Source organism: Glaciihabitans sp. dw_435 (assembly GCF_018449675.1).
In the GTDB taxonomy this organism is placed as follows: domain Bacteria; phylum Actinomycetota; class Actinomycetes; order Actinomycetales; family Microbacteriaceae; genus Glaciihabitans.
In genome coordinates this window covers 383,142-406,700 of record NZ_JAAVUZ010000002.1, presented here as the reverse complement: position 1 = coordinate 406,700, position 23,559 = coordinate 383,142, and the positions used below count along the sequence as shown (strand labels likewise).

At 66.1% G+C, this 23,559-nt stretch carries 15 protein-coding genes and 1 tRNA gene; 6 read left to right on the top strand and 10 right to left on the bottom strand.

Going from position 1 to position 23,559, the window contains the following annotated elements:
• Positions 1-27: 27 nt before the first annotated feature.
• Positions 28-846 carry a class I SAM-dependent methyltransferase gene (locus HB677_RS04690; RefSeq protein ID WP_213814499.1) on the bottom strand — a complete coding sequence of 273 codons (819 nt, stop codon included), beginning with the start codon at positions 844-846 and terminating at the stop codon, positions 28-30.
• 445 nt (positions 847-1,291) lie between these two features.
• Between HB677_RS04690 and HB677_RS04685 the strand changes: the two genes are divergently transcribed.
• The gene (locus HB677_RS04685; protein ID WP_213814498.1) at positions 1,292-2,635 is read left to right on the top strand and encodes an amidohydrolase family protein; all 1,344 of its coding nucleotides are present in this window, start codon (positions 1,292-1,294) and stop codon (positions 2,633-2,635) included.
• 381 nt (positions 2,636-3,016) lie between these two features.
• On the opposite strand, the gene HB677_RS04680 is transcribed toward HB677_RS04685, so the two are convergent.
• From HB677_RS04680 to HB677_RS04660, 5 genes are all read right to left on the bottom strand, one after another.
• Positions 3,017-4,675, bottom strand: a complete 1,659-nt coding sequence (locus HB677_RS04680; RefSeq protein ID WP_213814497.1) for a chitinase — start codon at positions 4,673-4,675, stop codon at positions 3,017-3,019.
• Positions 4,672-7,176, bottom strand: coding sequence for a glycosyltransferase family 2 protein (locus tag HB677_RS04675; RefSeq protein WP_255546176.1), 2,505 nt, complete (start codon positions 7,174-7,176; stop codon positions 4,672-4,674). The genes HB677_RS04680 and HB677_RS04675 overlap by 4 nt, the downstream gene beginning before the upstream one ends.
• A 788-nt stretch (positions 7,177-7,964) precedes the next feature.
• A tRNA-Pro gene (locus tag HB677_RS04670) sits at positions 7,965-8,038 on the bottom strand.
• Positions 8,039-8,070: 32 nt separating this feature from the next.
• Positions 8,071-9,039 (bottom strand): metallophosphoesterase, encoded by a 969-nt coding sequence (locus HB677_RS04665; protein WP_213814496.1) that lies wholly within the window; start codon positions 9,037-9,039, stop codon positions 8,071-8,073.
• Positions 9,039-11,585: a transglycosylase domain-containing protein gene (locus tag HB677_RS04660; protein ID WP_213814495.1), complete on the bottom strand. Its 2,547-nt coding sequence runs from the start codon at positions 11,583-11,585 to the stop codon at positions 9,039-9,041. The genes HB677_RS04665 and HB677_RS04660 overlap by 1 nt, the downstream gene beginning before the upstream one ends.
• A gap of 53 nt (positions 11,586-11,638) precedes the next feature.
• On the opposite strand from HB677_RS04660, the gene HB677_RS04655 reads away from it, so the two are divergent.
• Positions 11,639-11,803 carry a DUF4177 domain-containing protein gene (locus HB677_RS04655; protein WP_213814494.1) on the top strand — a complete coding sequence of 55 codons (165 nt, stop codon included), beginning with the start codon at positions 11,639-11,641 and terminating at the stop codon, positions 11,801-11,803.
• On the top strand, positions 11,800-12,267 hold the full coding sequence (locus HB677_RS04650) for a RidA family protein (RefSeq protein ID WP_213814493.1): 468 nt from the start codon (positions 11,800-11,802) through the stop codon (positions 12,265-12,267). Before HB677_RS04655 ends, HB677_RS04650 begins: the two co-directional genes overlap by 4 nt.
• A gap of 61 nt (positions 12,268-12,328) precedes the next feature.
• Here HB677_RS04650 and HB677_RS04645 read toward each other — a convergent pair whose 3' ends face one another.
• From HB677_RS04645 to acs, 3 genes are all read right to left on the bottom strand, one after another.
• Positions 12,329-14,860, bottom strand: a complete 2,532-nt coding sequence (locus HB677_RS04645) for a transglycosylase domain-containing protein (RefSeq protein WP_213814492.1) — start codon at positions 14,858-14,860, stop codon at positions 12,329-12,331.
• Between the two features lie 95 nt (positions 14,861-14,955).
• The gene (locus tag HB677_RS04640; protein ID WP_213814491.1) at positions 14,956-17,532 is read right to left on the bottom strand and encodes a transglycosylase domain-containing protein; all 2,577 of its coding nucleotides are present in this window, start codon (positions 17,530-17,532) and stop codon (positions 14,956-14,958) included.
• A gap of 111 nt (positions 17,533-17,643) precedes the next feature.
• Positions 17,644-19,608: an acetate--CoA ligase gene (acs, locus tag HB677_RS04635; protein ID WP_213814490.1), complete on the bottom strand. Its 1,965-nt coding sequence runs from the start codon at positions 19,606-19,608 to the stop codon at positions 17,644-17,646.
• A gap of 356 nt (positions 19,609-19,964) precedes the next feature.
• On the opposite strand from acs, the gene HB677_RS04630 reads away from it, so the two are divergent.
• Positions 19,965-20,795 (top strand): hypothetical protein, encoded by an 831-nt coding sequence (locus HB677_RS04630; protein ID WP_213814489.1) that lies wholly within the window; start codon positions 19,965-19,967, stop codon positions 20,793-20,795.
• Between the two features lie 11 nt (positions 20,796-20,806).
• On the opposite strand, the gene HB677_RS04625 is transcribed toward HB677_RS04630, so the two are convergent.
• Entirely contained in the window at positions 20,807-21,190 is a 384-nt protein-coding gene (locus tag HB677_RS04625) for a RidA family protein (RefSeq protein WP_213814488.1), read from the bottom strand.
• Positions 21,191-21,346: 156 nt separating this feature from the next.
• On the opposite strand from HB677_RS04625, the gene HB677_RS04620 reads away from it, so the two are divergent.
• Positions 21,347-22,471, top strand: coding sequence for a TadA family conjugal transfer-associated ATPase (locus HB677_RS04620; protein ID WP_213814487.1), 1,125 nt, complete (start codon positions 21,347-21,349; stop codon positions 22,469-22,471).
• Entirely contained in the window at positions 22,468-23,442 is a 975-nt protein-coding gene (locus HB677_RS04615; protein WP_213814486.1) for a type II secretion system F family protein, read from the top strand. Before HB677_RS04620 ends, HB677_RS04615 begins: the two co-directional genes overlap by 4 nt.
• Positions 23,443-23,559: the final 117 nt, after the last annotated feature.

The window sequence follows — 23,559 nt, the reverse complement described above, 5'->3', positions numbered from 1 at the left end:
GACGCCGGACGCCGGACGCTCGCGCCCCTACGGACGCCCCACGATCAGCCGCAGCGACCCCTCGAACTCGGGCTGGGTGCGCAGGCCGCCGTATTTCGCGTCCCACGCGCCCGATTCGAGGTCTCGCCGCAGTGCCGCGTCGAACCTCGGCTCCACTGCCGGGCTGACGAAACTCCATGCCGAGTTGGCGAGCCGCGCGCCGGGATCCAGGAGCGATTCGGGGCGGCCGTAGTACGCCTCGCCGAAGCCGTCGGTGCAGTCCAGCGGGATGGGTAGCACCGAGACATCCACTGTCCCACCCAGCAGCCGCGCGATTTCCGCCGGTGCCGGGTAGCGGCGCGACTCGGTCTCGATGACCTCGGGCGCGTAGTCGACGAGCCAGAATCGGTCGAGTTCGGCGGGGTCGCAGGTGAGGATGACGACGGGCCCGGCGGTCACCCGGCGCAGCTCGCGCAGGCCGGCGGCGAGGTCGGGCCACTGGTGCACGGTGAAGGTGGCCATCGCGGCGTCGAAGGTGTCGTCCTCGAAGGGGAGGTGCTCGGCGGTGGCGTCGATCGCGACCGCGAGATCGGACGGACGCTGCGCCCGCATCGAGGCGCTGGGCTCGACCGCGGTGACGTTGCGTCCCCGCGGCTCGTACGAACCCGCGCCGGCGCCGACGTTGAGGATGCGGTCGGCGGCTCCGAGGGCGGCGAGAATTGCCGCCTCGAAGTGCGGGTCGGGCTGGCGGTACGCGGCGTAGTTCGACCCGATGGCGCCGTAGTCAGCGTCGCCCGCGCTGCCGTCGGCCCGGCGGGCGGGAGGTGGCACGTCGGTGGCCGGGGTGAGGTTGTCCGTGGCATCCATGATCCCCATTCTGCTGCGAGCACCCCACGGATGCACCCTGCTGCCCGCCCCGCGACCGGAGCAGAATCGCAGGGACCGGGGCGTCGACCCGAGCGGGGAGGCGCCGAAAGCGAGTGAAAAACTGCGTTAACGCGCACTTCGCGCAGATCAGACGGCGAAAGAGCGTCGATCGAACGGGTTTTGCCCGCCGAATTTTAGTTGCGGAGGAGATTCGGTAGCTGAACGGTTCTATTCGGGCCGAACTGACCGAATTTCCTCCCTGAGCAAAAAAGCGGGCGGCGGCCGGATGTCTCGGCTCCGAGGTCATCGCCAGACGGGGATGTCACGGGGCGACGCCCCCCCGGATCGACCCTGTTGCGCGCCCCAAGACCGGAGCAGAATCGCAGGGACCGGAGCGCCGGCCCGGGAGGGGTGAGCGCGGGACGCGAGTGAAGCGGAGGCATCTATGTCAGAGCAGACGGGCGCAGAGCAGGCGGGCGCAGAGCTGACCGGCGGGACCCAGAACCATGCACCCCTGGCAGGCGCCGACCAAACCGTCTTCGAGCAGGTACGGGTGTTCGACGGCGTCGCGGACACCCTCAGCCCGCCGACCAACGTCGTCGTCACCGCTAACCTCATCACCGCGATCACCGACGAACGCCCGCCCGACGGCTGGGGGCTCGCCCGCATCATCCGCGGACACGGCCGCGTGCTCATGCCCGGCCTCATCGACGCGCACGCGCACGTGGCCTTCGCCACCGTGCCGGTCTCGGCCCTGGTCTCCGCCGACGTCGGCTACATCAGCATCCACGCCGCCGTTGCCGCCGCGGACATGCTGCAGCGTGGGTTTACGACGGTTCGGGATGCCGGCGGGCCGGTGTTTGGCCTCAAGCTCGCGATCGACGAGGGAACCGTGCAGGGCCCACGCATCTTCCCGGCGGGCGCGTTCATCTCGCAAACGTCCGGCCACGGGGATTTCCGCCTGCCGACCGAGGTGCCCCGCGGCATCGCCGGACACCTCACGCATACCGAGGTCGTGCGGGCGGCCATCATCGCCGATGGCGTCGATGAGGTGCTGCGTGCGGTGCGCGAGCAGTTGATGCTGGGAGCGAGTCAGATCAAGATGATGGCCGGCGGGGGCGTGTCATCCGCTTACGACCCCATCGACTCGACGCAATATACGCTCGCCGAACTGCAGGCCGGGGTCGACGCCGCCGCCGACTGGGGCACCTACGTGATGGTGCACGCGTACACGCCGCGCGCGGTGCAGCGGGCTCTGCGCGCTGGGGTGCGCTGTATCGAGCACGGGCATCTGCTCGACGATGAGACCGTCGAAATGATGAGGCAAGCGGATGTCTGGTGGAGCCCGCAGCCATTCCTCAACGACGAGGACGCAATCAGGACATCGGGCGAGTCCGCGCGGGCGAATGGTGCGCTCATCATGCGGGGCACCGACCGGGCCTATGAGCTGGCAATAAAGTACGGCGTGAACCTGGCCTGGGGTACCGACACCCTCTTCGACCCGCACCTGGCAACGCGGCAGGGTGCGCAGCTCGCGAAGATGACGCGGTGGTTCACTCCGGCCGAAACGCTGCGGATGGCCACCTCGGAGAACGCGAAGCTGCTGGCCCTCAGCCGGGAACGCAATCCGTATCCAGGTCGCCTCGGGGTGGTGGCCACCGGCGCGCTCGCCGACCTGCTGCTGGTGGACGGCAACCCGCTCGAAGACCTCTCGCTCCTGGCCACCCCGCAGACGTCGCTCGTCGCCATCATGAAGAACGGCGAGCTGGTGCGCGGCGAGCCCGAGTAGCGTCCGGCGGCGCCGCGGGCCAACTGATGCCCGGCAGCGCCGCGAGCCCGAGTTAGGCCCAGCACCGAGCCGCGAGCCGACTGACGCCCAGACCGAGCCGCCCCATTTTCTCTAGCTGCGGAAGTTTTGCCACGAAAGGACCCGGGGTCCTCCGGAAGGGGCATTCGTACCAGAATTCCGTATCTAGCCAAACGGCACGACCAGATGACGGCAGTCGCCCCGATGGGCCGAGCCCGGCTGACCGCGGTGGTCTTTTCTCTAGCTGCGGAAGTTTTGCCACGAAAGGACCCGGGGTCCTCCAGAAGGCGCATTCGGACCAGAAATCCTTATCTGGCCAAACGGCGCGGAGAAGATGGGGTGGGGCGGATGCCTCGGTCCGCGCTACCCCGCGGAAGCGGGAGCGGGCGTCGGCGTCGGGGTCGCCGTCGGCCGCGCGTAGCTGCCGTCCTTGACCGCCGTCACCTCGTCCGAGGTGAGCAGACGCCACGGGCCGGAGTCAGGTGAGACGAGGGATGCCTCGGGGTTGTCGCCCTGGCTCCACCACTGGTTCTCGTAGGGAACCTTCCCCAGCATGATCCGATCGTTCTCGCCGTAGATTTTGGTCGGGTCCCACTCGGGGTAGGTGCCGACCGGAAGAATGATCTGCACCCGCGGTTTGTCGGTCGGCAGCACCGGCCCGATGAGCACCCACGGCGTCGTGGTGCCGAGGGCGGCGGGGTCATCCGGCAGCTCGCCTCGGGTCCACCACTTGGCCTGGAATACGTTGCCGTGCCAGACGACCTTCGTGTCCTTCTGGAAGACCGTGGTTGGTGCCCACACCACGTAGGGGCTGGTGATCGGGTTATCCACAATCTGCGACTCGGCGGGCGCGGCACCCTTGGTCGGAATCGTGGTCGCCAGCGGCATCACCGGGGTCGGCGTCGTCGTCGAGAAGCGGGTGCTGAGCGCGTCGGAGAAGAACGTTCCGCCCTGCGCGACGCCGCTGCACGAATTCGAGACCGTGCCGACGGCCACGAAGTTCGGCCCGCACGCGAGGTCGCGGTTCATCGACCACATGGACATGCGGCCGAGCTGCTTCTGCTGCGCGAAAGTGTTCAGCGCCGTGGCATCCTTCAGGTCAAAAATCTCACCGGGAACGTCGTTCTGTCCAATCATCGGCGTCGCCCCGATGCGCGACCACAGTTCGGCGCTGGTCAGCGGCTGCTTCGCGGTCGTGTAGAGCGTTGCCAGCTGGTCGTGGGTAGCGTTCAATGCGGCGATGGATGCCACGGACATCGAGTCGCTCGCGGCCTTGCTGCCACCGAAGTCCATCGTCATGGCATTCACGCCCGCGAGGTCGACGCCCGCGGCGAGCATCTGCGCAACGGCGGTGGTTCCGTCGGCGGTCAGGCCGGTGGGGGACACGGGCAGCGTCAGCCACACTTTGAGCTTCGCGCCGTCGGAGGTGCGCTTGTCCTGCAGGGTCTTGATCGCGAGGGCGCGGCGATCGCCGGCGGCGGTGTTGGTGAGGTCGTCACCCTCGATGTCGAGGTCGATCGTCGAGGATTTGTACCGGTCGACGACGGAGGCGTAGGCGGCGACGAGCTCGTCGGGGTCGGTGCAGACGGTGGCGAGCTCGTTGTTGATGGCGCCACCGAATGAGATGGTCGCGGCGCCGCCGAGCGTGGTGAGACGGGCGATGCGGCGGTCGAGGTCGAGGCCGTCAGCGGCGCTGTCGAGCGAGTAGAAGGTTCCCCACGACGGAGCGCAGTCGTCATCCGTTGCCGCGACGACGAAGGAGAGCACGACGTTCTTCTGGCTGGCGATCGACGGGTTCTCGAACGCGTACGAGGGGGTGCTGGTGACGTCGACGTAGCCGGCGAACCACGGGTCGTAGGAGGCGACCGCCCGATTGGAGTTCCACACCTGGTATCCCGTGTATGCGCCGGCGGTCAGGATGACCACGATGAACAGGGCGAGGGCGACGCGCAGCGGGGAGAGCCTGCGGCCGCGCGCGGGCGGTTTATCGGGGTGGTGCACGGGGATGGCGAGCTCGCTCACGCGCTGACCTCCGTGTGCGTCGCGTCCTGGGATTCGTGGTGTGAGGCTGATGGTGTCCAACTCGGGTGATCGGGGCTCGGCGGGGTAATGCGCACGGATGGTGAGTCGAGGGTGTGCCGCGTGACGGTGGCGAAGGCGGTGCGCTTCGGCACTTCGAGCACAGCCTGCGCACCCTCGGGGGTGAAGCTCGCGTTGCCGTAATAGAGAACCGTCTGCCAGTCGAGGTGCGGCGTTGCGACGGATTGGGTGGCCTGCACGGGCGGGCTGTCGCGACGGCGGTCGACCCAGAGCCAGTCGGTGAGGCCGAGCCAGATGTCCACGAGGGTGTTGACGATGCCGATGTTGGAGACGATCGAGATGATCGCCAGGGTGGCGTTGAAGCCGGCGAAGAACGCGTTGCCCCAGTTCTGCGCGTCGATGTTGCGCCACAGGGTAAGACCGGAGAACGCGACGATGACCAGGGGCACCACCACGAAGAGGATCGGGGACGCCGTGCGGTTGGCGACCTTGGGCGTGCGGGCGAACGGGATGCGCTTGCCGGTGATCGCCTGCTGCAGCGACTTGACGACGCCGGCAAGGTTGACCGGAAGCAGGATGAGGTTGAAGCCGTAGATCCGGAAGATGTCGCGGAACTGGTAGCCGTTGTAGCGGAGGTCGCTGCCCATTGCGATGAAGTAGGGCAGGGAGGCCAGCAGCACGATCGGGCTGAGCAGGCGGCTGTTGTACGGGTAGGCCAGCAGCAGTACGAGGCCGAAGCTTGCCCACGCGATCGACGCCACGTAGTTCAGCCGGAGGCTGAGCTCCATGAGGGTCACGGGGTGCGGGGTGTTGCGGCGGGCCTTGATCTGGCGAATGAGCTTCGGCAGGATCAGCAGGCCACCGTTGGCCCAGCGCCGGCGCTGCACCACGAGGGATCCGAAGTCCGGCGGCGTCGCGCTGTAGCTGAGGCGTTCCGGATAGTTGATCAGGCTCCAGCCGTGGGCGCCGAGGTCGATGCTCGACTCGGTGTCTTCGATGACGGTGCGGTCCTGTACGTAGACGCCGAGGTCGATGCTCGACTCGGTGTCTTCGATGACGGTGCGGTCCTGTACGTAGCGGCGGACTTCGAATCCACCGACGGTCTCGATCTCGACGATGTCTTCGAGGGCGCGCTTGCGGATGACCGCGTTGGCCCCGACCCAGAAGGCAGCACCGAAGTGCGACATGCCCTGGTGGAGGATGTGCTGCACGTCGGTGGTCGCACCGGCGAGACGCTCGATGCGGGTGGGCGCCCCGCGGAACGAGGAGTACGGCGTCTGGGTGACGGCAACGCGGGAGTTCTCGGACTGCTCGAGGAAGTAGATCAGGCGAAGGCAGTAGTCCTTGAGCAGGAGTGAGTCGGCGTCGAGGGTGAGCAGGTACTCGGAATCCGGCACCGAGAAGTTTGCCTGGCTCGGGTCATCCACTTCCCACAGCACGCTGCTGGTGCGGTCGTCTTCCCGGCGGAAGCTGCGGCCCATCAAACCGATGTAGGCGTTGAGGTTCATCGCCTTGTTCGCCTCGTGGGAGAGCGAGGTGAATGCCTTGCGCTCGAACGTGTCCATCTCGGCGGTGAAGACCCAGACCAGGCGGCGGTGCAGTTCGAGCATGCGCTTGGGGGTGGGGGCGAGCTCGTCCCAGGCGGAGGCGTCGAGGGCGGTGGCGAAGAGGGTGAACTCGTCGGCAAGGCCGCCGACGACCTCGGTGGCGAAGAACGTTGCGACGTGGTCGAGAGCGCCGTCGCTGTACGCCTGGCTGCTCAGCCAGCGGGCCGCCCAGCGGTAGTGCGCGGCGAGGCGGCGCACGGCGTCGCCGGACACCTCGCCGCTGCCGGCGTTGATCTCGCGTTCGAAGAGTTCCATCGCCTCGCGGAAGCGTCGTTCGGGGACGGCCATCGCGGTGGCGATCTCGTCGGCGATGCCGCGGCTCTCGGCGAGCTTGCTGATTTCGGTGGGGTCGGTCGGGTGCGGCGGGTTGTCCAGCAGCAGCACGACGCGCATGGACGGGTACTCCTGCAGCGCGGCGGACCACAGCGTTGCGCGGACGACGGACGGCTCCTCGGCGTAGGACGGCACGAGCACGGTCAGGTCGCCGTGGCCGGCACCGAAGTGGTGATCGAGGGCCGCACGCGGAACGCGGTGGTGGTCGCGGAACCGGGTGAAGGCACCCTGCCGGGCGATCAGGTACATGAGGGCGGAGAAGATCAGCACCGTCACGATCGCGAGGTACGAGAAGGCCTGCACCGCGAACGTGTAGTTCACGCCCTGAGGGTTGAAGAACTGGCGAATGATCGTGTCGACGACATAGAGCACCCAGAAAACGATGGTCAGGATGATCGCGAGGCGACCACGCACGAGTTTTCCATCGCTCGGTCGAGGGTGCACGGAGGGGAGGGCTGTGGTCGTCCGGTCGGCACCAAATTGGCGCCGGCGCATGCCGATGTTCTGGGTCATAATCGCGGGAGCTCCGAAGCTTGTACTCATGGGTCAAGTCGCGTCGCGACCCGCGCGGGCGGTGATGTCACGCCTTCGCGTGAGCCTCATCGTCGGTGCCGTCGGACGTTTTCCAACCTAGCCACGAGCCCGATCGGAAAACGGGGTAATTTGGCGGAATTTGGCCCCCTTTAGGGTCAAATAAGACACTCGATCGCGTTTTTCGCAGAATTTTGTACCCTATTTAGTCCTCCTAACGGCCGTCACGATTTTCGGCCCGCGCTCGCCAAAATCGACCGAATTCGACTCCCGGAAGCACGATCGCCACCCCGCGGTGCGCCTGTCTGTGCCCGCCCGCGTGGCCGTCACCAGGGCGAGTTCGGCGGCAGGCGCGACATTGATGTGAAAGACGGGCGAGTTCGGCGGCAGGTGCATAGGACGCGGTCCAACGCGGGCGAGTTCGGCAGCGCGTTCGCCGGGAGCAGTCCCACCACGGACGAGTTCGGCGCATGCGGCGGCCAAATCACGTATGTCCGGGCGCAATTTCGGGCCTCGTCACGAGAAACCGGGCGAGTTCGGACGTAAGACCCAAGCGCCCGAGAAATGACGGGTGAGTTAGGCCAAAGCGGGCCTGCGCGCTCGCCCGCAAGCGCCTAACTCGCCCGTCGTGATGCCGGGGGTGGTGGGGAAGTCCTGGACGCAGGCGGCGACGGGCACCCCTGCGCGGGGCGGGCGACGACGGCTCGGGGCCGGGGATGAGCACTCGCGCACAGGGCGGGCGGCGAGAGGCGCCGGGAAACACAAAAGGAGCCGCACAATGTGCGGCTCCTTTAGGTGTGTCGGGGTGGCGGGATTCGAACCCACGACCTCCTCGTCCCGAACGAGGCGCGCTACCAAGCTGCGCCACACCCCGATCAATTCACGCGACATGTCGCGCGAACCTCGTCAAGAATAGCTGATATCTCGAGCGGTTAACGTCACTACGACGGCTTCGGGCGGAACCGCGAACCGAACGGGCGCGTAGATCGAGGTTCCGAGGCCCGCAGAGACGTTCAAATACGCGGTTCTCTGCGCGTGATTCCACAGCGAAAGGCCCTGGGCCTGGTCGCGCGGAATGTCGCAATTGGTGACGAGAGCCGGGAAACCGGGTACGCGAACCTGTCCACCGTGGGTGTGTCCGGCGAAGATCACGTCGGCGCCGTAGGTGACGAAGGCATCGAGAACGCGCTGGTACGGGGCGTGGGTAACACCGATGCTGACGACGTCGGGGCCGGCCGTGTCATCCACCCACGCCACATTTTCGCGCATCTCGTCGATCGCTCCGGGGAGGCGGTCGAGACGGTCCCACTGGCGGTGCGCGTCATTGGTTCCGAAGAACTCGAGACGGGAGCCCTTGATGAGCATCGCGCGGGAGAGGTTGTTGAGGTCGAGCCAGCCGAGGGAGTCCTCGAAGAAACTTGTGAGGCCCTCGACGTCGAGCTTCGCCTGCTTGGGAGCGTGCGAGCTGGGCGCCATGAAGTATTTCAGCGGGTTCTTGGGCGTGGGGCCGTAATAGTCGTTCGAGCCGTACACGAAGACGCCTGGGACGTTACGGAAGGGCTCGAGGGCGTACTCGACGCCCGCAAGTCCCTCGACGTGGCCGAGGTTGTCGCCGGTGTTGACGATGAGGTCGGGCTCGTAAACCGTCAGCGAACGGACCCACTCCTGCTTGTCGACCTGCCACGGTGCCATGTGGAGGTCGGAGAGGTGCAGGACTGTCAGGGGACGTGCGCCGGGATCGAGCACGGGAAGGGTCTCGTGTCGCACCGTGAACGCCTTGCGCTCGACGAGAGCTCCGTACGCGAAGGCGGCCACGCCGGCCGCTGCCGCCACGCCGAGCGTGGAGACAGCGGCCTTGCCGATGGAGTGAGCCATTACGGCTTGGAGCAGTCGAGCGAGCCGTAGAAGATCGTCACGTTGTTGTCGTATCGCAGCGACTTTCCGGCCGTGGGGTTGGACCCGACGACCTTGCCGTCACGACCGGCATCGCCCGCGGCGAGCGTCTGACACTGGGTCTTGATCGAGGTGAAGCCTGCTCCCGAGAGCGTCGCCTGGGCGGAATCGACGGATTGCTGCCCGTCGCCGACGATGTTCGGCATCGAGGTGAGCTGGCCGTTGGAGGTGTAGATCGTCACCTCGTCACCGCGCGACACCAGGGTGCCCGACGAGGGGCTGCTCTTGGCGATGTCGCCCTCGGAAACCGAGGAGGTGACGGTGCCACCATTCTTGACCTTGAAGCCGGATGCCTCGAGCACAGACTTTGCGTAGTCGTAGCTCTTACCACTCAACGAGGGCACCTTTACGCCCGAGCCCACGAGCATCGACGCCGTGGCACTGGGGAAGTCGCCGCCCCGGTACTTCGAGACCTTGTCGATGGCCGTTGCCACGGTTTTGAAGATCTGGTGTCGCATGACGGCGGTTTGACCGTAGGCGGTGTACACGCTTCGCAGCGGGACCTTGCCCGAGATGTTTCCCACCCAGACGGCGGTGGCAACCTTGCGGCTTGCTCCGACCATCCACGTGTGAACCGAGTCGTCAGTGGTTCCCGTCTTACCGATGTACTCGACACCGTCGTACGGGTTCGAGGCGGTACCGGTACCGGCCGTCATGACCTTCTGCATCGCGAAGGCTGCGGTGTTCGCGACATCCGCATCGATTGCCTGCTTGCAGGTCTGTGCCTGGCCGGCCAGTTCCTTACCGTCGGGTCCGATGATCTTGTCGACGGCGATCGGTGCGCAGTACATGCCGCTGTTGGCGATGCCGGCGTACGCGGCGGCCATGGTCAGCGGGGCGACCTCGTTCGTTCCGAGGACGGACGACGGGTTGGTCTGCAGCGGGGTTCCATCGGCACGGTGGACGCCAAACGCCTGTGCGGTGTTGCGGATGTCACAGAGGTCGAGCTTCAACGCCATGGAGACGAAGACACCGTTGACCGAGTACTGCGTTCCGGTGGCGACGGTCATCTGTCCGCCGCGGCTGTCATCGTTCTTGAAGGTGAACGGACCGCCCCACCCACCGGGGGTGCAGGAGTCGGTGAAGCTGGAGGCAGCCTCGGTGCGGCCCGAGCCGTTGACCGACTCGTTCAGGCCGTGCCCGGCCTTGAGCCAGGTGAGAAGGGTGAAGGGCTTGTACGTCGATCCGGGCTGGAATCCGCTCGAGCCTCCGTATGCCTTGTCGGTGGAGAAGTTGACGGCGGTTGCGGTCTTGCCGCCACCCTTTTCGGTGTCGTTGAAGACCTTGTTCTCGGTCATGACCAGGATGCGTCCGGTGCCCACCTCGACCGAGACGGTCGAGCTACCCAGTTTCAGCTGGGCGTAGTCATTGGGGGCGTACTTCTGGTTCGCCTTGGTGGCCACGGTCTGCAGGTTGACGTCAAGCGTGGTGTAGATGTCGTACCCACCGCGCTTGAAGTTCGCCGCGCGTTCGGTGGCATTGGCGCCGAAGGCGGGCAGGTCCTTGACGAGTTGACGCACGTAATCACAGAAGAACTTGGAGTACTTGTTCGCCGAGATACAGCCGTTGCGGGGATCCGAGATCTTGATCGTCGTCTTGTCGAGCTTGGCGGCGAGGGCGGTGTCGCGCTCGGCAGCGGTGATCTTGCCGTCCGTGTACATCGAGTTGATGATGAAGTCACGGCGCACGAGGTTTGCGGGGTAATTCGCCGGGTCCTGCAGGCTTCGCGTGGACGGCTCCTGCACGATGGCGATGAGGCTCGCGGCCTGGGTCACCGTCAGATCCTTTGCGGAAACGCTGAAGTAGTGCTCGGCAGCTGCCTGGATGCCGTATGCGTTATCGCCGAAGAACGCGATGTTGAGGTATGCCAGCAGAATCTGCTGCTTGGAGTACTGCTTCTCCAACGAGATCGCGAGCTTCATTTCCTTCAGCTTGCGCTCGATGCTGGGGGAGACTGCCTCGTTGTACGCCTTCGTACGCTCCTCGGCCGTGTCCTTCTCCAGCGCCTGCTGAACGTAGATGTTCTTGACGACCTGCTGGGTGATCGTGGATGCACCCTGCAGTTCCTTGCCCGACAGGTTGCCGACGCCCGCGCGAATGATGCCCTGGATGTCCACTCCACCGTGCTCGTAGAAGCGCTTGTCTTCACCGCTGACCGCGGCATCCTTCGCTGCATCCGAGACGTTGTCCCAGGTCACTTCTTCGCGGTTCTGGTCGAAAATGGTGGCGATCTGGTACGGCTTGCCGTCCTTCGTCGCGAAGATTCGGTTCTGCTCAGGCTGCTGGTCGATCTCGATGAAGCTGGGCAGGCTGTCGAAGATGCCGATGGAACTGTTGACCGTGGCTCCGGTGATGGCGATGGCCGGTGTGACCATCACGGCCACCAGAAGACCGGCAAGAACGCTGAAGCCGAGGGTGCCAAGAAGCGCCGCGAGCACACTTCCGGATCGGGGTTTTTGGGCAGACATAGAATCAAGGGTAAGCGATCAACGCCGAACTCAAGCTGAATGAAGGCCCACAAATGCCCACCTGGGAATACTTGACCACCCCGCTGATGATTCACGCGACCTCAGCCATCCTCAATAACTGGGGCTCCGAGGGCTGGGAACTGGTGCAAATCGTCGTCGGCCCCGAGGGCGGATTGGTCGCCTACATGAAGCGCCAGACGAACGCGGACGCATCATGAGCCGCATCGATGAGCGTCTGGCAGAGCTCGGAATCGAATTGCCGGATGTCGCGGCTCCCGTCGCCGCGTACGTTCCCGCCGTCATCACGGGCAACCTCGTATTCACCTCGGGGCAACTGCCGTTCGTCAAAGGCGCCCTCTCCCACAGCGGCAAGGTAGGCGCCGCCGACGGAGTCTCCGCCGAGGACGCGAAAGCCCTCGCCGCCATCTGCGTGCTCAACGGGCTCGCGGCGGCCAAGAGTGTCATCGGGTCGCTGGACCGCATCACCCGCGTCGTGAAGGTCGTCGGGTTCGTGGCATCCGACCCGTCCTTCACCGGCCAGCCCGGTGTTATTAACGGAGCGTCCGAGCTGCTCGGCCAGATCTTCGGGGAGACGGGCCAGCACGCCCGCAGCGCCGTGGGGCTGACCGTCCTGCCCCTGGATTCGCCGGTCGAGATCGAGTTCGTCTTCGAATTCGCCTGATAACCCCTGCGTAAAGGCCGGGTCCGCGTGGTGCGGCCCGGCCTTTTGCGTCTGCGGACGGCTAGCAGGCGGTGCGGCCCACGCTGAGCCCGATGTGATCCGTGCGCTTCACGGTGCGACCGGAGCCCGGGCTGCTCGCGACGACATAGCCGTCACGGGCCGCGTTGCTGGGCGCGAGGGGGATGCAGAGCTCCGAGATGGTGGTGAAGCCGGCCGCAGACAGGCGGCCCGAGGCATCCGCAAATTGCAACCCGACCACCTTTGGCATCTTTGCCAGCTTGCCGTTGCTCGTGACGACGCTGATAGCGGAGCCGCGGGAGGCGATGGTTCCGGCGCCGGGGGAGCTGCGCACGACCGACCCGGCGGGCAGCGCCGACGAGATCTGGTCGGTGACGGTCAGCGTGAAGCCGAGGCCCTTGAGCTGCGCGGTGGCTTCGGGAAGCGTCAGGCCCGCCAAATTCGGCACGGTGATGCCGGAGCCTTTGAGGAGAGCGGATGCCGCCGGCGGGAAAGCGCCGCCGGGGTACTTCGAGTCGACTTCCAGCATCGTGGTGCGCCAGATATTGTGCCGGATCGTCGCCCCGTAGGAGCCGTTCGAGAGGTAACTGCGCAGCGGCACGTGCCCCGAGACGTTTCCGACCCAGACGGCGGTGGCCACCTTGCGGCTCGCCCCGACCATCCAGGTCTGGTTGGACTCGTCGGTCGTTCCGGTCTTGCCGATGTGGGGCGTGCCGTCGTTGGGGTTGGACTGGCCGCCGGTGCCGCCGGTCATGACGCTCGCCATCGCGTAGGCGGCGGTATTGGCGACGCTCGACTCGAGGGCACGGTGGCACTTTGCGTCCTGGCCGGGGAGGGTGGCGCCATCGGGGCCGATGACCTTGTCCACCGCGATGGGGCTGCAGTACTTTCCGCCGCTGGCGATGCCGGCGTACGCCGCGGACATCGTGAGCGGGGCAACCTCGTTCACGCCGAGCACCGAGGAGGGCCGGGTCTCGAGCGGGTCGCCGTCGGCGCGGTGCACCCCGAGCGACTTGGCCGTCTTGGCGATCTCGCAGAGGTCGAGCTGCAGCGACATGGAGATGAAGGCACCGTTGACCGACTTCGCAGTGGCCGCGGCGACGGTGTACGAGCCCTTTTCCCCGGCCTCGTCGTTGCCGAACGTGTAGGGGCCGGTCCACGGGCCGTTGCAGGAGTCGGAGAACGTGGACTGCGAGACCGTGCGCCCCGAGCCATCCACCGATTCATTAATGCCGTGGCCGTTCTGCAACCAGTTGAGCAGCGTGAAGATCTTGTAGGTCGAGCCCGGCTGGAAACCGCCGGACCCGCCGTAGGACTTGTCGGTGGAGAAATTGACGGATGACACGGAGCGGCCTGATGTCTCGCCGGTGTCGTCGAACTTCGTGTTTTGCGCCATCACGAGGATGCGGCCGGTTCCGACCTGCACGGACACCGTCGAACTCCCGAGGCGCAGGCGCGTCTCGCTGGCGGGCGCCAGCTCCCAACTCGCCTTCTGCGCGACCGTCTGCAGGTCGTAGTCGAGGGTCGTGTAGACGTCGTAGCCGCCGTGCTTCCAGTTCTCGGCCCGGGTTTCGGGATCCGCGCCGAGGGCGGTGAGGTCCTTCACACTCTTCTGGATGTAATCGCAGAAGTACTTCGCGTACTTGCTCGCGTAGGTGCACCCGTTGCGAGGCTCGGTGATGGTGACGGTGGTCTTGTCGACCGGTGTGGCGACCGCCTCATCGTGCTGCGCCTGCGTGATGTTGCCCTCGGCGAGCATCCAGCCGAGGATCACGTCACGGCGTTCCTTGTTCTCGGGGTAATTCGCGGGGTCGTTGAGGCTGCGGGTCTCGGGGTGCTGCACGATCGCAATGAGGCTCGCCGCCTGCGCCGCCGTCAGGTGCTTCGCGTCCGTGTTGTAGAACTGCTCGGCCGCCGCCTGGATGCCGTAGGTGTTGCCGCCGAACCCCGCAATGTTGAGGTATGCGAGCAGGATCTCATGCTTGGTGTACTTCTTGTCCATCGAGATCGCGAGTTTGACCTCCCGGATCTTGCGGTCGGGGGTGGGCCCCGCCGCCTGCTGGAGCGCGACCTTGCGCTCGGCCTTCGTGGGCAGCGTCAGCGCCTTCTGAATGAGGATGTTCTTCACCAGCTGCTGCGTGATCGACGACGCTCCCTCGTCGGCGGTGCCGGTCGCCAGGTTGTGGATCGTTGCGCGCGCCAGACCCTGCACGTCGATGCCGCCGGTCTCGAAGAACCGGCGGTCCTCACCGCTGACCGCGGCGTCCAGGGCGAACTCCGAGACCTCGTCCCAGGCCACTTCCTGCCGGTTCTGGTCGTAAACCGTCGCGATCTGCACGGGCTTACCGTTCTTCGTCGCGAAGATCCGGTTCTGCTGTGGCTGCGCATTGATCTCGATGTACGACGGAAGGCTGTCGAAGATGTCGATGGTGCTCGACGCCGCGGCGCTACTGACGGCCATCGCGGGTGCGACCAGCACCGCGACGAGTACGCCCGCAATCACGCTGAATACCGACAGCCCCAGCAGCGCGCCAAGCGCCGACCCGGCACCACGTGATCGTTGAGAGTTCTTCATCACTTCACGCTAGTGAGTGACGTCCTCCCGCGCCTCATCCCAGCGACGTATATCGACCAGGTTGTATACCTCGGCCGAATGGTCTCGCCGGAACGTTATCCGGCGGGCGGCGCTGTCGGTGGCGTCGGCGTTGCGGTTGACGGTGTGCAGACAGAGCGTGCGACCCGCAGAACAATAAGGTCGGCGGATGTCACGGAGTTGCTGGCTGCGGGGTTGGACGACACCACGGTCCCATCCTTCGCCCCACCCGACTTGGCCAGGGGCACGCACTCCTCGCTGACGTTCAGGAAGCCGTCCGAGGTGAGCACCGCCGCGGCATCCGCAAATCTCAATCCGACCAGGTTCGGCATGGTGTTGAGGGATCCGTCGCTGGTGACGACGGTGATGGCCGCGCCGCGCGAAGCCAGCGCACCGGCGGCGGGAGTGCTGCGCACCACAGTGCCGTAGGGCAGCGCCGACTTGGTCTTACCGGCGACGGTGATGGTGAAGCCGAGCACCTGCAGTTGCGCGGTGGCGGTCTCGACCTTCTGGCCGGCCAGCTGTGGCACCGTGACGCCGGACCCCTTGAGCAGGGCGGTCGCCGGCGGCGGGAAGGCGCCACCCTTGTACTTCTTGTCAATCGCGAGCATCGTGGTGCGCCAGATGTCGTGACGGATGTCGGATCCCCACGCCCCGTTCGTCAGGGTGCTGCGCAGCGGCACGAACCCGGAGATGTTGCCCACCCAGACGGCGGTGGAGACCTTGCGACTGGCGCCGACGATCCAGGTTTGGTTGGATGCGTCGGTGGTTCCGGTCTTGGCGATGTGCACGGTGCCATCGTGCGGGTCGGCCTTGCGGGCGGTGCCGCCGGTGACCACGCCGGCCATCGCGTAGGCCGCGGTGTCCGCGACGTCCGAATCGATCGCCGTGTGGCAGTTCGCGTTCTGGCCGGGGAGGGCAACTCCGCCGGGCCCGACGATCTTGTCGACCGCGATGGGGCTGCAGAAGGTGCCGCTGTTGGCGATGCCGGCGTACGCCGCGGACATCGAGATCGGGGCAACCTCGTTGATGCCGAGCACCGACGACGGGTTGGTCTTCAGGGGATCACCGTCGGCGCGGTGCACCCCGAGTGAGCGGGCCGTGTTGGCGATATCGCAGAGGTCGAGCTCCAGCGCCATCGAGACGAACGCACCGTTGATCGACTTCTGGGTGGCGCGCGCCACCGTGAACTGGCCGACTTCGCTTGCCTCGTCATTGCCGAACTTGTAGGAACCCACCCACGGGCCCCCGCAGGAATCCTTGAACGACGCCTGCGGGACTGTGCGGGGCGAGCCATCCACCGATTCGTTAATGCCGTGCCCGTTTTGCAGCCAGTTGATCAGGGTGAAGAGCTTGTAGGTCGAGCCGGGCTGGAAGCCGCCGGACCCGCCATACGCCTTGTCAGTGGAGAAATTGACGGATGTCACGGAGCGGCCCGAGGTCTGCCCGGTGTCGTCGAACTGCGTGTTTTGCGCCATCACGAGGATGCGACCGGTGCCGACCTCCACGGAGACGGTGGAACTGCCGAGCTTCAGCTTGGTTTCCTTGGCAGGCGCCAGTGCCCAGCTGGTCTGCTGGGCGACGGTCTGCAGGTCGTAGTCGAGGGTCGTGTACACGTCGTAGCCGCCGTGCTGCCAGTTCTCGGCGCGCTCGGCGGGGGTGGCGCCGAGGGCGGTGAGGTCCTTGACGCTCTTCTGGATGTAGTCGCAGAAGTACTTCGCGTACTTGAGGGCGTAGCTGCAGCCGTTGCGGGGCTCGGTGATCGTCACCGTGGTCTTGTCGACGGGAGTGGCGAGCGCTTCGTCGCGCTGGGCCTGGGTGATCTTTCCGTCGGTGAACATGGCGGTGATGATGTAGTCGCGTCGGGTCTGGTTGTTCACGTAGTTGGCGGGGTCGTCCAGGCTACGGGTCTCGGGGTGCTGCACGATGGCAATGAGGCTGGCGGACTGGGCAACGGTGAGGTGCTTGGCGTCGGTGTTGTAGAACTGCTCGGCGGCGGCCTGGATGCCGTAGGTGTTGCCGCCGAATCCGGCGATGTTGAGGTACGCCAGCAGGATTTCCGGTTTGGTGTACTTCTTGTCCATCGCGATGGCGAGCTTCATCTCGCGCAGCTTGCGGTCGGGGGTCGCGCCGGCTGCCTGGTGCAGCGCTGCCTTGCGCGCCTCGGGAGTGGGAAGCGTGAGTGCCTGCTGGATCAGGATGTTCTTCACCAGCTGCTGGGTGATCGTCGACGCGCCCTCGTCCGCGGTGCCGGTGGCGATGTTGTGCACGGCCGCGCGCACGAGACCCTGCACGTCGATGCCGCCGGTCTCGTAGAACCTGCTGTCCTCGCCGCTGACCGCGGCATCCAGGGCGAACTGGGAAACCTGGTCCTGCGTGACTTCCTGACGGTTCTGGTTGTAGACGGTCGCGATCTGCACGGGCTTTCCACCCTTGGTCGCGAAGATCCTGTTCTGCTGTGCCTGGGCGTTGATCTCGATGTACGTGGGCAGGCTGTCGAACACACCGATGGAGCTCGACACCACGAGGCTGCCGCCGGCGACCGCGGGCGCGATCATGACGGCGACCAGGCCGCCCGCGAGCACGCTGAAGAACAGAAAACCGAGGACGGAGCCGATCGCCGACCAAACCCCCCGAGGTCGTTGAGATCTCATGGACCGACGGTAACCCGGGGAACGCGCGTTTCCCCGTCGCTGGGTGCCGAACCGAGGGGTGTGTCTCCGTCCTTTACGTAGTCGGCCCCGCCCCTCGGCCGGCTTCCGGGGCTACTTGAGCTTGTCGCTGATGATCTGCATAACGGAGGTGTCGGCAAGAGTCGTGGTGTCGCCGATTTCGCGTCCCTCCGCGACATCCTGCAGCAGCCGCCGCATGATCTTGCCCGACCGGGTCTTGGGAAGCTCGGCGACGATGAAGACCTGGCGGGGCCTCGCGATCGCGCCGATCTGCTCGGACACGTGCTGGCGCAGGAGCGCGCTTGCCTCCGTTGCCGTCTGGGCGTCCTGCTGGTTCGACTTGATGATGACAAATGCCACCACTGCCTGGCCGGTGGCTTCGTCTTCGGCTCCCACGACGGCCGCCTCGGCCACGATCGGGTGGGACACGAGGGCCGATTCGATCTCCTGGGTCGAGAGGCGGTGACCGGAGACGTTCATCACGTCGTCGACACGTCCGAGCAGCACGATGTCACCGTCGGTATCGACGTGGGCGCCATCGCCGGCGAAGTACTTGTACTTCTCGGGCGTGGAGAACTTCGACCAGTACGTCTCGATGAAGCGGTCGGGGTCATTCCAGATGCCGCGCAACATCGACGGCCACGGCTCGGAGACGACGAGCAGTCCTCCGTGCGGCGGGTCTACCCGCGTGCCATCCTCACCGAGGATGTCGATCTTGATTCCCGGGATGGGAACCTGCGCCGAACCCGGCTTCAGCGTCGTCAACCCGGGCAGGGCCGAGATCATGATCGCGCCGGTCTCCGTCTGCCACCACGTGTCGACGATGGGCGTCTCGCCGCCGCCGATGATGTCGCGGTACCAGATCCACGCCTCCGGGTTAATCGGCTCGCCCACCGACCCGAGCAGGCGCAGGCTCGACAGGTCGAACTGCTGCGGAATCTGCCGTCCGATCTTCATGAACGAGCGGATCGCCGTCGGTGCCGTGTAGAAGATCGTGACGCCGTACTTTTGCACGATCTCCCACCAGCGTCCCTGGTGCGGGGTGTCCGGGGTTCCCTCGTACAGCACCTGGGTCGCACCGTTGGCCAGCGGACCGTAGACGACGTAGCTGTGACCGGTGATCCAGCCCACGTCGGCCGTGCACCAGTACACGTCGGTCTCCGGGTGCAGGTCGAACACGTGCTTGTGCGTGAACGCGACCTGGGTCAGGTAGCCGCCGCTGGTGTGCAGGATGCCCTTGGGCTTACCGGTTGTGCCCGAGGTGTAGAGGATGAAGAGCGGATTTTCCGCCTCGAACCCCTGCGCCTCGTGATCGGCGTCCATTGCGACGATCTCGTCGTGCCACCAGAGGTCGCGACCCTCGGTCCACTCGACATCGTTGTGTCCGCGCTGCACGACGAGTACGTGCTCGACGGTGGAGGTGCCGTTCGCCAGCGCCCCGTCGACCGCCGCCTTGAGCGGGAAGACCTTGCCCTTGCGCCATCCGCCGTCCGCGGTGATCACGAGCTTGGCGCTGGCGTCATCGATGCGCGAGCGAAGGCTCTCCGAGCTGAAGCCTCCAAACACGACCGAGTGCACCGCGCCGATGCGGGCAACCGCGAGCATGGCGATGACGGCCTCGGGAATCACCGGCAGATAGATGGCAACGCGATCACCCTGCTGCACCCCGAGCGAGGTGAGCAGATTCGCGGCCTTCTTGACCTCCCCGGTCAGTTCCGCGTAGGTGATGCGCGCGGTATCGCCATTTTCGCCCTCCCAATACAGTGCGACGCGATCGCCATTGCCGGCGATCACGTGCCGGTCAAGACAGTTATAAGCGACGTTGATGCTGCCGTCGGCGAACCATTTCGCAAATGGGGGATTTGACCAGTCGAGGGTCTCTGTGAAGGGGGAGTGCCAGTGCAGGAGTTCGCGGGCGGTGTCGGCCCAGAAGCCAACGCGGTCTTCCGCGGCCCGGTCGTAGATGTCCGGGGGAGTCACGGAGTTCGAACTGAAGTCCTCTGCGGGCGCAAATCGCCGGGTCTCGCGTAGCAGGCTGTCAATCGAATTCGTGGGCATTGTCATCCTTGTTTGTCTCGCTCCGTGCCTCAAAAGTGCACGATTCCTCGTTGAATAATCCGATCCTAGACCGAGCCTGAAAGTGGGCTTCGAATCCGCAATATCCGTGGTGCAAACATCTGGCACCGCGTCCTCCTTTAGGGGTACTATCGAACCCGTCAAATGCAAATTTGACGACGCGGCGTCAAGCGATTCCCCCCAATCCGACGCCGCTGTGGCGGCGCCTGTTCCCCCCAATAGGCGCCGCCCCTCTCGTTAAGCCGCGGGCCGTGACATCCACTCGCATTCAGCAGGGTGCCAGCCAACGTCCGGCACTCTCGCCAGCTCTACGCAGCATCGGATGCGAGGCTAAGTGCATGACAGTCCTCTCACGTTCCCGGGTGATTCTTCTGGTGTTCGTTGCGGCGACGACGGTAGGACTGGCGGGATGCTCGTCCACGTCCGCCTCCACCACTCCCGACGCAAGCGCCTCGGTCACCCAGCCGAGCGCGTCACACCCGTCAACGACGACGGCGACCGACACTCCCTCCGCCAGTACCTCCACCTCTAATCCCGGAACCACGACCACCGCGTCGTCCGGATGCGCCCCCACTCCCGCCACCTCGATGCCCGCGGACGCCGTTGCCCGCAAGGTGATTGACGTCGATGGCGACGGAAAAAAGGACGTCTTGTGGGCGACGGATGACGGTGGGCCCGTGCGATTCGGCGTGACGACCGCCTCGGGTGCGATGTTCTCGTACGAGGTCAACTCGGCGTCGCCCGGCGGACGCCACGCATTCCTGGCGAAAATGGTCGGCGGACGGATCATCTCCCTCGCCGACGACGGTCGTGGCGCGTATCTCCACGTGCTGGTCGGATGCAACTTCGTCCAGCCCCTGAACCCGGGCGGCGAGGCGTACACCTTCGACATGGAGAACCTTCGCGGCAATGGCACCGGCGTTGGCTGCATCACGACGGACCAGGGCACCGAAATCGTGGGACTGCAGGCCACGGCGACCGGCAGGACCTACACCGTGACGCAAACGGTGATCAACCTCAGCGCCAACGGCAAGCTCGCGAGCAACGGAGCAACGACGACGCTCGGCACCAAGCTCGCGGCCACCGATCCCATCGTGGTCGGCGCCCAGTCGATCACCTGCGGTGCGTCCTCGGCCGCAACGGACGGCGTCTCCATCCAGGAGCAGTAACTCCCCGTCTCTTAGTCACCAAGATGTGCGGTCATCATGACCGACACAAGAACGTTCGGCAGATCCACGCCGAGTTTGGTGACCGCGCGGGTGGGTTGCTCCGAGGGAAATATCGTTGCGTAGCTCTCGTTCATCCCGGCGAAGTCGTCGGGGTGCGCCAGGAGCACGGTGACCTGCACCACGTCATCCAGCGAACCACCGCCCGCTCTGAGGATCGCCTCGCAGTTGCGCAGGGCCTGCGTCGTCTGTTGCTCAATCGTGGGGCCTGCCAGCTCTGAGGTCGCAGGGTCAACTCCGGTCATTCCCGAGACATATACCGTCGATCCGACCTTGACGCCCTGGCTGTAGAGCGACGAACTCGGCGCGTTGGCGGTCATGATTATCTGCTTTGCCATACGCCCGACGGTATCCCCGCGAGCGCTCCGCCGGAAGGACCGCGACCAGGTAACAACAGGCTGGCTCGTGTCCTCCACAGAGTGACACGAATTTCCCGTTTACCCAGATTCATCGATCGCGATCCGGTGGTGACACCGGAGACCTACCGTCGTCGCATGATCGATGAATCGCGCGCAATCGCTCCCGTCATCCAGCTCGCGGCGCGGCGCGACGAAAGGTTCGTCGCGGTTCGCGAGAAGCCCCGTCGAGATCCGACGGCCACGCTTCACCTTGTCGATGCTGACCTCCCGCAGGCCGCATCTGTTCGTGACCCAGACGCTGCGCCATCCGATCTTCCGCGTCGAACTCTCGGCGGGGAGTACCCGTCCGAATTCGGACCGGTCGCCCACCTTGTCGCGGACGCCAGCGTTACCGACGTCTTCATCAACGGTGGCGCCGGCGTGTGGGTGGACAGGGGAGAGGGACTGAGTCCAGTGCCCGACCTTGCGCTGGACGAGGCGCAATTGCGCGCGTTGGCCGTGCGGCTGATGTCGCGGGGTGGCCGTCACATCGACGAAGCAACCCCGTGCGTCGATGCCCGGCTGGATGACGGCATCCGCGTGCACGCGGTGCTCCCTCCCATCTCGCCGGCAGGAACCCTGCTGTCGATACGCCTCCCTCGCGTGCAGATCATCACCATGGACACGCTAGACGGCGTCGGCTTCTTCGGGTCTTTCGCACGGGGCACCATCGAGGAGCTCATTTCCCGGCGAGAAAATATGCTGATCACCGGTGCCGGCGGTAGCGGTAAGACGACGTTTTTGTCGGCGATGCTGTGTGGAGCCTCCTCGACCGAACGCATCGTCGCAATCGAGGATGTCGGCGAACTTCGGGTCACCCATCCGCACTTCGTGTCGCTCGAGGCGCGGCAGGCCAACCTCGAAGGAGCGGGTGCGCTGGGCCTCGAACGTCTCGTGCGCGAGGCACTTCGAATGCGGCCCGACCGACTTGTGCTGGGGGAGTGCCGCGGCGCCGAAATTCGCGAGCTCCTCGCCGCGCTCAACACCGGGCACGACGGCGGCGCGGGAACCCTGCACGCGAACTCGCTCGAAGACGTTCCCGCCCGGCTGGAGGCACTCGGCGCCCTCGCAGGCATGTCCGCCGTGGCGATTGCCCGCCAGACGGTGAGCGCGATCGGCACCGTGCTGCACCTGGAACGCGTGGGTACGCAACGTCGGCTTGCCCAGATGGGGCGGTTCGCCCTCGATCGCCATGATCGATTGACCGTGGAGGCGGCGTGACCGGCGCCGCGACTCGCGCGAGGGGACGCGAGCGGCCACGTTTCAAGTGGCGAGCCCGGTCGCGCGCGCGGGCACCCGACATTGCGGCAGTCGCGTCCGTTGTGCAGCGTCTGGCGGTTCTGCTGCGGGCGGGTGTTGCGCCGGCTGGCGCATGGGAATACCTGCGAGCGGATGGCCCGGCCGGCCAGATTGCGGCGGCAGTGGCATCCGGACAGGCGATCCCCGATGCCATCGCGGCGGCCGCCGATGGCCGTCCGGACGGCGATGCCGGTGCCTGGCGAGGACTCGCCGCGGCCTGGGCCGTGGCGTCGGAGGCCGGTGCGCCGCTGGCCCCGACCCTGCGGGACTTCGCCCGATCCCTGCGGTCGCTTGCAGAAGCTCAACGCGACATCGCTGTCGCCCTCTCCGCCCCGGTCTCCACGGCACGCATGGTCATGGTGCTGCCGGTCATCGGTGTGCTGTTCGGAATGGTGTTGGGATTCAACACCGTCGCGACGCTCTTCGCGACCCCGGTGGGACTGGTGTGCCTCGTCGTGGGCGGCGGCCTGCTCGCGGCCGCCGCGGGGTGGAATCGCCGGCTGGTTCGGTCGGCGCAACCGCGGGATCTCACGCCCGGACTCACCCTCGACCTCGTGGCTATCGCCGTCTCCGGGGGAAGCCCGGTCGATCGCGCCCGGGAGCTGGTGCGACGGTGCACCGCCCAGTACGGGTTGGTGGAAGACCCATCGGCCGCACGAATCGACGAGGTGCTCGACCTGTCCCAACGCGCGGGAGTGCCGGCGGCGGAACTCTTGCGCAGTGAGGCCGACGACGCCCGCCGGGCTGCCCGCGCCGAGGTGCAGCAACGTGCAGCGCAGCTCGCGGTGCGGCTCATGCTTCCCCTGGGCCTGTGCATCCTGCCCGCCTTTATGGTGCTCGGTGTGCTGCCTCTGCTGGTGGCCGTGGTCACCAGCACAGTGGGCTCGTTCTGAGGACCCGTTTCGCCCGTGCGTCCAGCCCTCCACAGTCGCCGTCGAAGACCGGCCATCCACAGATCGCCACATTCCGCGCACGGCAGGGCCGGGCGCGGCGAGGCTTGTTGTACTCGT